This is a genomic window from Hoylesella loescheii DSM 19665 = JCM 12249 = ATCC 15930 (genome assembly GCF_000378085.1).
GTDB classification, from domain to species: Bacteria; Bacteroidota; Bacteroidia; order Bacteroidales; family Bacteroidaceae; genus Prevotella; species Prevotella loescheii.
In genome coordinates, this window is the sequence record NZ_KB899229.1 from 23,144 (window position 1) to 34,825 (window position 11,682).

The window sequence follows — 11,682 nt, forward strand, 5'->3', positions numbered from 1 at the left end:
CTCTTGCCTGCAAATCATCTTGATAACAGGACGAATCATCAAAGTCAAAGTTCAATGTTCAAAGTTCAAAATCAAAGTCCCTACATGCCGCACAACAATCAACTTGTTCACCCGTTTGCTCGTCAACTGTCAACTAAATGGATAATCAACGACCTACACCTCGTTTTCCAATCTCAGCTATTTCGTCATGCAATATGGCTGGTCTCATCGCGCAATATGACTCGTATTACCGCGCAATCTCAGCCATTTTACACACGGGAGGCAACATGGTGCCTCGCTCACCCGTTATACGTTTACCGATAAACCTCAGTATATGACGACACTGTCTCCATCAATTTTGTATTGGAAATCAGGAAAGATGTTGCCTATGACCCTAAGGGCTCCTTCAAGAGTCTCCCCACGGTTGAAGTGTGCAGTGACACATTGACGACGGTTCTTCCTTGAACGGATAGAAACTTTAACGCCATAAACCTCAGAAAGCTTGTTCATCGTTTCTTCCAACGTCATATTGTCAATGGTGATCTGTGCCGTTTTCCATGCGGGCACTAACTTTGGAAGTCCTCTGCCCACGTTGACGCTTCCGTTCTTCACGTTGTACGAAAGACTCTCGTCTTGCGAGAGCCTGTATGTGGTGCGTCCCTTTTCCGGATAGAGTTCCACGCAGCCGGTTTTCACATAGACGTAGACCTCATCTGTCGTCATGTAGGACGACACGGTGAACGAAGTGCCGATGTCAGTTATATCAAAATAGGGCGTTATAACGTGAAACGGCTTCGCACTATCGTGATGAATGTCGAAGAAAGCCTCACCGACAAGGTAAAGTCTGCGTTCTTTGCCATCAAAGGTTGTCGGATATTGAATTACCGTTCCACCTTTCATATCCACCTTCGTCCCATCGGGCAACACGAATGTCTTGCGTTCTCCTTCTTGGGTATATTTATATTGTAAGGTGAAGGCTTCTGCCTGCTTCATGTTATTAATGACATAAAACTCGGCCAATCCGACGAATATAAGTGCAGGCAGGAAGACTGCTGCGACTTTCAGCCACAAACGGTTTCGCAAGAACATACGCTTTTTCTCTATACGTTCCTCCGTTTCTATCTCATCCCACAATTGCTGATAGGCTTCCGTAGCGATACTGTCGTCTTTCGTCGCTGCCAACCGCCTCAAAATCTTTTCTCTTGTTTCCGGTCTTACCTCATGATGAGCGTAATATGCGATTATTTTTCTTATCGTGTCTGTCATATGAAACGCTTATGATTTGTTTTTCCTTTTTCTGAAAATCATTCTTTTATTCTATAAAGACATATCGGGAACGAGCTACACCCAAAAGAGCGAGACGAACAGTATCAGGAACAGTTCATTTTTAATATCTTTTAGCGCAAGATTGAGATGATTCTCGACCGTTTTCTTCTGTATGCCGAGCCTTGAGGCTATCTCTTCGTTTTTCAGATGCTGCTCTCTACTCATGCGATAGATCGTTTGTCGCTGCTCGGGCATATTCTCTACGACCATTTCTATCAGTAGTTGCGTGTCACTTGCCACCAGATTGTCGTGAGGGGTTACGGCATCCGTTTTCTCCGGTATCTTGTCCGAGCCATTATTTTTCATCTTTCTCGAAGACAGATAATCCAGAATGGAATTCTTTGAAAGCATGAAAAGATAGCTGTCCAAGCTGGCGACCTCTAAAAGTCGTGCTCGCCTCAGCCACACTTTCATAAAGATGATTTGACAAACGTCGTCGGCATCCTGAGCATTCTTTAGCAGCATGAGGGCAAACTGATGGACCTTGGGGAAAAAGGTCTGGTGCAATGCCTCGAAAGTGCGTGCATCCCCCTCTGCCAACTTTTTTATTTCATTCTGATTAAAAATCATGCTTTCTTTTGCTCTAATAAATATTTTCCTGTGACAAAAATACCTAAAATTAGTTAGTTAGCCAAATAAAATAATATTTTTATCAGTATCTCTTATATGAACTTATAAAAAAGATATATATTATTTTTCGGTTTTTTCATTTAACACGGATATATAATGTTTTATTTATCAATCTTTATAATGGTTAACTTCATATTCTTTCCTTTTATTTCCCGCTTTTCCCAAAAGTGTTCCAATCTCTTTATATAGCTATAATTTAGCAGCTTGATAACAGTATTCATCATTAAAATTATCAAGCAATGGAATCAAACAGCAATGACAATTACGTGCTGGTCTTGGAAGACCGCACGGAAGTAAAGAACGAAAAAGAAGCAGGCAAGCTTTCCATAGTTTCAGGTATCGACGACAAGGGAAACCTTAAAACCACCGAGGCAATCGCCGTCAATCAGGCAGCGTTCTTGAAGTTCAATAACAAGGACGGACTCCTCAAAAACTTCATGACCAATTTCCTTAAACAGTTCAATAACCCAACTCATTTTGGATTGTACAAGGTATTGGCAGACAATGTGGAGCAGGGCGTGGACAACCTGCGCACCATACTGCAAAGCCGTGAAAAGTCCGAAAGCAAGCAGCAGCTGGCTGAGATAGGCATTTCCTTTGAGGATTATTTACCCCATCAGAAGAATGCCACTGCTATCGATGAGTCGAAGATTGATTGGAAGCAACTCGATAATCTCGGACTTACCCGTGAGCGATTGGAGCAGAGTGGAGAATTGGAAAAGATGCTCAATTGGCAGAAGAGCAATCTCTTGACGATAGCCGTACCTATTGGAGACACTACCATCTACACCGAAGCTCGCCTTGCTTTCCGCACGGACGATAACGGCAATGTCGGTTTGGCAATTCATCCTTTGAGAAAAGAACCACAGCTTGACTTTCCCTATATGGGTTACAAGTTCTCTCCTGAAGAAAAGGAACAACTCCTCACTACGGGCAATCTCGGTAAAACCATCGAAGTGACTCCCAAGAACGGAGAACCTTTCTCTGCCTACGTCTCTATCGACCCGCAGACCAACGAAATTATAGCCCTGCGTGCTGACCGTGTGAACATCCCTAAGGAAATCAAGGGTGTTACACTCTCTGATGCACAGTACAAAGACCTTGTGGAAGGCAAAGCCGTGAAGGTGGAGGGTATGACTGCCAAGAGTGGCAAAACTTTCAATGCCACGTTGCAGGTCAATGCCGAGCGAAAGGGTATTGAGTTCATCTTTGACAGCAACCGTGGATTTAAGGAACGGCAGCAACAGACACAGCAGCAAGGTGCACCACATAAGCTCTGTGGACTGGAACTTTCAGAAAAACAGCGTGAAGCCTTGGACAGCGGTCGTACACTATATCTAAAGAATATGGTGGATAAACAGGGACAACCATTCAACGCATACGTTCGTATGGACAAGGAGCAAAACCGCCCACGTTTTTACAAGTGGAATCCTGACAAGAAGCAGGAAACCGGTAAAGAAAAGGTGGTTGCCGTAGCAGAGGAACACAAGACGCAGGTTGCGGTCAATAACCACGGCAAGACCAACGAAGCCACCAAGAACGTGAAAGAACCGCTGAAAACGGGTCAGACACAACCCACAGCTGAGCAAAAGCAGAAGCAGGACGAAAACAAGCAGAAGAAGTCCTATGGACGTAAGATGTAACCTTAAAACCACCCAGCACTATGATTACCTGTATTATCGCCGAGAAACCCTCGGTTGCCAGAGATATTGCCCGCATTGTAGGGGCAAATAGTAAACAAGAAGGATATTTGGAAGGCTGCGGCTATGTCGTTACTTGGGCAATGGGACACCTCATCGCCCTTGTCATGCCCGAAGCCTACGGTTTTTCTGCCTATAAAGCTGAAGACCTGCCCATCCGTCCCAATCCCTTTCAGTTAGTGGTACGACAAGTACGTAAGGACAAGGAGTATATATCCGATCCAGCAGCACTAAAACAGCTCAAGGTGATACGATCCTGTTTTGATAAGGCAGACCGCATCATCGTCGCCACCGATGCAGGGCGCGAAGGTGAACTCATCTTCCGCTATATCTATCAATATCTTGGTTGTAGAAAGCCTTTCGACCGCTTGTGGATCTCCTCCCTCACCGATAAAGCTATCCGTGAAGGACTTTCCAATCTCAAGCCGAGCAGCAGTTACGACAATCTCTATCACTCTGCCAAGGCAAGGAGCGAAGCCGACTGGCTCGTGGGTATCAATGCAAGCCGTGCATTGTCTATCGCCCGCAAAGGCGGCTATTCCTTGGGACGGGTACAGACCCCGACTTTGGCAATGGTCTGCCGTCGGTACATAGCGAACCGTGACTTTTCTTCCGTACTCTATTGGAAATTATCCATTCTCACAGAAAAAGAGGGCATGTCGCTGAAAGCCATTGGCTGTAAAGACTATGAGAGTGAAGCAGCGGCACAGACTGTTCTCACTGCACTTCGCAGTCAGAGCCGGCTTATGGTAGAATCGGTCACAAGAAAGGTGGGCAGTACACCGCCACCACTCTTGTACGACCTCACTGCCTTGCAGAAGGAAGCCAACAGACGCCACGGCTTTTCTGCAGACAAAACCCTCTCGATAGCCCAAAGCCTCTATGAGAAGAAAATCACGACCTATCCCCGCACAGGCAGTCGATACATCAGCGAGGATGTTTTCGAGGAAGTACCCGTCCTGCTGCGTAAGACCGGAGCGGCAATTAAATCACCTCTCAACCGTCATTCTGTGGACAATACTAAGGTAACCGACCACCACGCCATTATTCCGACTGGTGAAACACCATCAGGATTGTCGGCAGATGAAGCGACCGTCTACCAGATGGTGAGCAATCGCTTTGTCGAAGCCTTTTCCCCCGATTCAGAGGAAGAACGTATGCAGGTGCGATTCACTGACGGTACCAACATCTTTACTTGGAAAGCATGCCGACAAATCTCTTTAGGTTGGAAAGCCGTGCAGAAAGAGCAGGCAACTGAAGTAGAGAAGAAAGAAGATGGTGATGAACAGATTTTGTCTTCATTGCCTAGTTTGACAGAAGAAGAGATTTTACCACTTGTTTCTGCCGAGATAACCGCGCATAAGACCAAACCTAAACCTCTCTACACAGAAGCGACACTGCTTTCTGCTATGGAGAACGCAGGAAAAGAGGTCGAAGATGCAGAAAGTAAGAAGGCAATGGCAGAGTGTGGTATCGGAACACCTGCCACCCGTGCCAACATCATTGAGACGCTTATCCTCCGTGACTATATCTGTAGGGACAAGAAATCCATCATACCTACCGAGAAAGGCCTGGCAGTCTATGAGATTGTCAAGGACAAGAAGATTGCCAATGCGGAGATGACAGGCAGTTGGGAACTTGCCCTTGCCGCTATTGAAGCAGGAAAGATGCCATCTGATAAGTTCGCACAGGGCATTAATTCATACGTGGGGACAATCTGCGAGGAACTCCTCTCGCTTTCTTCAGAGCAAAAGTCCTATCCTGTCTACCGCTGCCCAAAATGCGGACAGCAGAGTGTCGGCATCTATGCCAAGGTAGCCAAGTGCAGGCATGAGACCTGTGGTTTCCATGTGTTTCGTGAAGTCTGCGGCATACTTCTCTCTGAAGATAATATCCACGACTTGATAAGTTCCGGTCGTACGCCTATCCTTAAAGGGCTGACCAGCAAGGCAGGCAAGAAGTTTAATGCCCGACTTGTTCTGGGCGAAGACTACGCCACTTCCTTTGAGTTTGAGAACAAGAAAGGAAAACAAAAAGGGAGATAATCCTGACAGATACAGAGAGGAACGGATATAGGTTGGGAGATACAAGTATTACCTCCCGACCTTTTTACCTCCACTTTATTAAAAGAAAACACTATGGCATATAATAAGAAAAACGTCCTTGAAGCCAATACGGAAACTATCCGTGTGGTCTTGCGCCTGGAGAAAGAACGCCGCGAAGCCACCGAAGCTGAGAAAAGTATCTTACGGGACTACCAAGGCTTCGGTGGCTTGAAATGTGTACTCAACCGTACGGATAACCCCGATGACATCCGCTATTGGAGCAAGTCGGAGCAACACCTCTTCGAGCCAACCCAAAGGCTCAAGCAGATGATTTACCGTGATGCCGTTGATGCCAATACCGCCAAGCGGTATTGGGAGAGCATCAAGGCAAGCGTGCTAACCTCCTTCTATACTGATACCCGCATCGTTTCTGCCATCTCAGACGCACTTGCCTTCACAAACCTGCAGATAAGACGATGCTTAGACCCTTCTATGGGTATGGGTGCCTTTGCCGAAATCTTTGCAAGGCAAGCAGGAGTTGTAGATGCAATGGAAAAGGATCTGCTCACTGCCCGCATCTCACAGGCCCTGCACCCCTATGGCAAAGGCAATATCTTCGTCCGAAACGAGCCTTTTGAAGCTATTGGGGAGTTAGAAAACAAAGACAAATACGACCTTATTACAAGTAACATTCCTTTCGGTGATTTCATGGTCTATGACCGAGAATACAGCAAAGGTAAGGACACTCTTAAACGTGAGTCCACACGTGCCATTCACAATTACTTCTTCGTGAAAGGTCTGGACTGCATCAAGGAAGGTGGAATTTTGGCATTCATCACCTCACAGGGCGTATTAGACAGTCCCCGCAATGAAGCCATACGCCGTTACCTCATGCAGAACAGCCGCCTTATCTCCGCTCTCCGACTGCCATCGGGTATGTTTTCAGACAATGCAGGAACGGCCGTGGGCAGTGACCTCATCGTCCTACAGAAGCAGACAGGTAAAGAAATCAGCGAGGGCATTGAGCAGCAGTTCGTAGAAACCGTTTCCGTTCCCAAGGAAGAAGGCTCTTCTGTCGTCTTCAAGCATAACTCTCTTTTTGTAGGGGATTGGAAAGACATATCTCATCGCACCGTTGCCACAGAGCGCATAATGGGTACAGACCCTTATGGAAGACCTGCATGGGAGTATCGGTTCACAGGAGGGATTGAGGAAATGGCAGAAAGTCTCCGAACACGGCTCTCCCTTGAAATGGAACAACGTATCGACCGTAAACTATATGAAACAGGTATACCGATGACAGAGGTAGAGCGAGAGGCAGAAGCGGAGAAACAGCTTCGCAAGTTGGGTATTACCATAATTCGGGAAGAAGAAACAGAGAAGACAAAGACTGAAGACAAGGGTATAAACGATGCCTATAACCTCATGCCCGACAGTATCAGGAAGCAACTACCAAAACTTTACAGCACGGAAAAGGAACTCATAGGCGATAAGGTTGCCTATGCATGCTATTTCTTCCCTATGGGAGCATACACAGCCTACCTTCTGGAATATGATCCTAAGAGCCGCATTGGCTTCGGTGCTGTCACGATGGGTTACGGCTGGGAGCTTGGCAATATGTCCCTCGATGAGATGGAAGGCGTAAAAGTAAGAGGACTGGGCATTGAACGTGACCTGTACTTCTCTCCTAAGAAATTGCACGAGATAGCCGAACTGGAAGAAATAGTCAGGGGACAATATACCAAAGAAGAAGTGGTAGCAGAGGAAATCAAGGAAGAAGTGATAACAAAGGCAGAAACAGAGAATAAGGTTAAAGAGACTGTAACCATTGCTTCTGAGAACGATACGCAGATAATGGAAAATACCGTTCCTAACGGCGAGACAATTCCATTACAGCCGTCATCATCAGAGTCTGCCCCACAACAATTCGTATCAGAACAGCCTTCCATGACTATAGAACCTGCTCCCGAAGGCGTACCCGCCTTGACACTTCATCATCAATACGAGCAGGAACCACAAGAAATCCGTACGGATATTGAAGCCCCGAGAGAGATGAACGGGCAGACGATATTCTTTGACGACGATCATCATCCGGTGGTGGACAATAACATGGAAGACATCGGACAACCGGAGCAACTGTCACTATTTGCCCCGGAGGAATACAGTCTTTGGACAAGAGAAGTTACCCGTGTGAACCATGAAATCAAGGATAATTCAGGAACTTCACAGGTGCGCCGTCCTATAACTCAAACTGCTCCCCAGAAACCATCGGAGTCCAAGATACAAAAGGCAGCGACCATTCCTCAACGGCGTACCCGTGGCAGCAGGAAAGCGGCTTCTTCCTCTTCACGTGAGCCATCCCTTTTCGACTTCATGAACGAAGCCGAGGAGCGCAAGCCGCAGCCGATAGCAGAAGTCAGAAAAGAGTTTGACGCTTCACCGCGCCCTTTTCTCTCTTCGCCGGACTCTCACCTGAGAGACGGCTCCATTGTCGTGCAGAAAGGTCAGGTGGGGTTTCTTTCTGACCTGAAGCGACATCCGACCTTCAACCCGATGGACTTGCCGTATGCGCAGCTTTCCCGTCTCAAAGCCTATATCGAGATACGGGAGTGCTATCACCGTCTCTATGACTACGAGGCAGAGAACCATGCAGAAGACAGGGAAGACCGCAGCAGGCTCAACCACCTGTATGATGACTATGTTGCACGTTGGGGCTACTTTAACCAGAAAGCGAACACCGACATCATCAAGATGGATGCTACAGGCGTGGAAATGCTGTTCTTGGAACGCTCCGAGAACGGCAGGTACATCAAGGCGGACATCTTCGACCATCCAACGGCATTTTCTACCACGGAACTGACCATTGCCACAGACCCGATGGAGGCTCTTGGCGCATCGCTCAACAAGTACGGCACAGTGGAACTTGATTACATGAGTTCGCTTTTACCTGATATGGAGGAAAGCGACATCATTTCTTCCTTGGAAGGGCGCATCTATTTCAATCCCGAAAAAAACGCATACGAGGTGGCGGATAAGTTCATTTCGGGCAATGTAATAGAAAAGGCGGAGCGCATCGAGTCGTGGCTCTTGGACCATCCCGGGCACGAGGAAGCAAAGCAGAGCCTTGCTGCCCTACGTGCAGCCACGCCAACACCCATTCCTTTTGCGGACCTTGACTTCAATCTCGGTGAACGCTGGATACCTGCCAAGGTCTATGGCAGGTTTGCTTCGGAGTTTTTCGGGACGGATATTGGCGTATCCTACCATTCCAACATGGACGAGTACGGCATTGTCTGCGACCGAAAGAATGCCAATATCTGGCACAAGTATGCCGTACAGGGAGAGTTCCGCCGCTATGACGGCATCAATCTCTTGAAGCATGCCCTGCACAATACCATTCCCGACATCAACAAGAGCAAGGAGGTGACGGACAAGGTTACGGGAGAGACCAAGACCATCAAAGTAAGGGACGGACATGCCATCCAGATGGCAAATGCCAAGATTGAGGAAATCAGACAAGGCTTTGTCGATTGGCTCGGGCGCACACCCGATACCTTCAAACAGCAACTCTCCGACAGATACAACCGCCTTTTTAACTGTTTTGTACGCCCTAACTTTGACGGTACGCACCAGACCTTTCCCGACCTTGACCTCAAACGATTGGGTATTGATGACCTTTACAAGAGCCAGAAGGATGCAGTGTGGATGCTCAAAACCAACGGTGGCGGCATCTGCGACCACGAGGTGGGGGCGGGAAAGACACTCATCATGTGTACAGCTGCCTACGAGATGAAGCGCTTGGGACTGGCAAACAAGCCGATGATTATCGGACTGAAGGCAAATGTATTCGACATTGCCGATACCTTTAGGAAAGCTTATCCTAATGCTAAGGTACTCTATCCTGGTAAGAACGATTTTAATAAACAGAACAGACAACGTATCTTCAACGACATCAAGAACAACGACTGGGACTGTATCATCCTCACGCACGAACAGTTCGGTATGATACCGCAGGCCTTGGAGATACAGGAAGCGATTATGCAAAAGGAACTGGACTCCGTGGAAGAGAACCTCGAGGTGTTGCGGCAACAAGGAAGAGATATCTCCCGTGGGATGCTCAAAGGACTGGAAAAACGCAAACAGACGCTTGAAGCCAAGTTACAGAACATACAGGACAGCATCACCGAACGCAAGGACGATGCGGTGGATTTCAAGATGATGGGTATCGATCACCTCTTTGTAGATGAATCGCACCAATTCAAGAACCTGATGTTCAACACTCGCCATGACCGTGTATCGGGCTTGGGTAATCCTGATGGTTCACAGCGTGCCTTAAACATGCTCTTTGCCATTCATACCATACAAGAACGGTCCGGAAAGGACTTAGGAGCCACTTTCCTTTCGGGAACGACCATTTCCAATAGCCTGACGGAGTTGTATCTTCTTTTCAAGTATCTCCGTCCGCAGGCTTTGGAAAAGCAAGGTATCAATAGTTTTGATGCATGGGCAGCCGTCTTTGCCAAGAAATCGACTGACTACGAGTTCTCCATCACCAATGAGATTATCCAAAAGGAACGTTACCGTACCTTCATCAAAGTGCCCGAACTGGCTGCTTTCTATGCGGAGATTTGCGATTTTCGCACGGCAAAGGATATTGGCATCGACCGCCCGGAAAAGAATGAGATACTACACAACATTCCGCCTACACCCGAGCAGGAAGTCTTTATCGGAAAGCTGATGGAGTTTGCCAAGAGTGGCGATGCCACAATCTTGGGGCGAGCACCTCTGAGTGAGAGTGAGGAAAGGGCAAAGATGCTTATCGCAACAGACTACGCGAGGAAGATGAGCCTTGATTTACGCATGATTGATGAAAAAGGGTACTCAGACCATATAGACAACAAGGCAAGCCATTGTGCCAAGATGCTCAATGACTATTACCGAAAGTACGATACACAGAAAGGTACACAGTTCGTGTTCTCTGACTTGGGAACTTACAAGCCCGGCGGAGAGTTCAACATCTATTCGGAAATCAAGCGTAAGCTGGTAGAAGACTATCATATCCCGTCCTACGAGATACGTTTCATTCAGGAATGCAAGAACGAGAAAGCAAAGAAGGCAATGGTAGATGCGATGAACCGCGGTGATATTCGCATTATCTTCGGTTCTACGTCCATGTTGGGTACTGGTGTGAATGCCCAGCAACGTGCCGTTGCGATCCATCATTTGGACACGCCTTGGCGACCTTCGGACTTAGAGCAGCGTAACGGACGTGCCGTACGCAAAGGAAACCTCATCGCCAAAGAGTTTGCCGACAACAAAGTCGATGTGATTATCTATGCCGTGGAACGTTCCTTGGATAGCTACAAGTTTAACCTGCTGCATAACAAGCAGCTGTTCATCAATCAACTGAAAAGTAACCAGCTTGGTTGTCGCACCATCGACGAGGGTTCGATGGATGAGGACAGCGGCATGAACTTCTCAGAGTATGTAGCAGTGCTTTCAGGCAATACCGACCTTTTGGAAAAAGCAAGATTGGATAAGAAGATTACTACCTTGGAATCAGAACGTAAGAACTTCCTCCGTGAACGTGATGCTGCAACAGGGAAGTTGGCTGAGATTGACAGTTCCGTATCTTTCCATACAGACAAAATCAAGGAAGCACAGTCTGACTTAGCTCTATTTGAGCAGCGTGTAGAACGTGATGCCGATGGACAGCCCATCAACAAACTAACTATCAAGGGTGTGGAAGATAGTACAGACTTCAAGGTCATTGCTGCACGTTTACAGGAGATTGACGAGAAAGCTCGCACCAAAGGGGAATACCACAAAATTGGCGAAATCTATGGTTTCTCCATTATGGTCAAGACAGAGAGTACTTCCAAGGATTTGTTTGACTGTTCGGTGAACCGCTTCTTCGTCAAAGGACAGGAGAGTATCTACTATACCTATAATAATGGTAAGTTGGCAACAGACCCGAAACTTGCGTGTCAGAACTTCATTAA

5 protein-coding genes are annotated in these 11,682 nt (G+C 47.2%); 3 read left to right on the forward strand and 2 right to left on the reverse strand.

Annotated features, from left to right (window positions below; genetic code table 11):
- Positions 1-306: 306 nt before the first annotated feature.
- Together F453_RS0113285 and F453_RS0113290 are read right to left on the reverse strand one after the other, a co-directional pair.
- Complete coding sequence (locus tag F453_RS0113285; protein ID WP_234398591.1) at positions 307-1,161, reverse strand: FecR family protein; 855 nt, start codon at positions 1,159-1,161, stop codon at positions 307-309.
- A 159-nt stretch (positions 1,162-1,320) separates the two neighbouring features.
- Entirely contained in the window at positions 1,321-1,845 is a 525-nt protein-coding gene (locus tag F453_RS0113290; RefSeq protein ID WP_044108662.1) for an RNA polymerase sigma-70 factor, read from the reverse strand.
- Positions 1,846-2,174: 329 nt separating this feature from the next.
- Here F453_RS0113290 and F453_RS0113300 point away from each other — a divergent pair, with 329 nt between their 5' ends.
- The 3 genes from F453_RS0113300 to F453_RS0113310 all read left to right on the forward strand — a co-directional run.
- Positions 2,175-3,578: a DUF3945 domain-containing protein gene (locus tag F453_RS0113300; protein WP_018968448.1), complete on the forward strand. Its 1,404-nt coding sequence runs from the start codon at positions 2,175-2,177 to the stop codon at positions 3,576-3,578.
- 20 nt (positions 3,579-3,598) lie between these two features.
- Entirely contained in the window at positions 3,599-5,680 is a 2,082-nt protein-coding gene (locus F453_RS0113305; RefSeq protein WP_018968449.1) for a type IA DNA topoisomerase, read from the forward strand.
- A 93-nt stretch (positions 5,681-5,773) separates the two neighbouring features.
- Positions 5,774-11,682, forward strand: a 5,909-nt coding sequence (locus F453_RS0113310; RefSeq protein WP_018968364.1) for a helicase-like domain-containing protein, incomplete at its 3' end; no start/stop codon positions are given.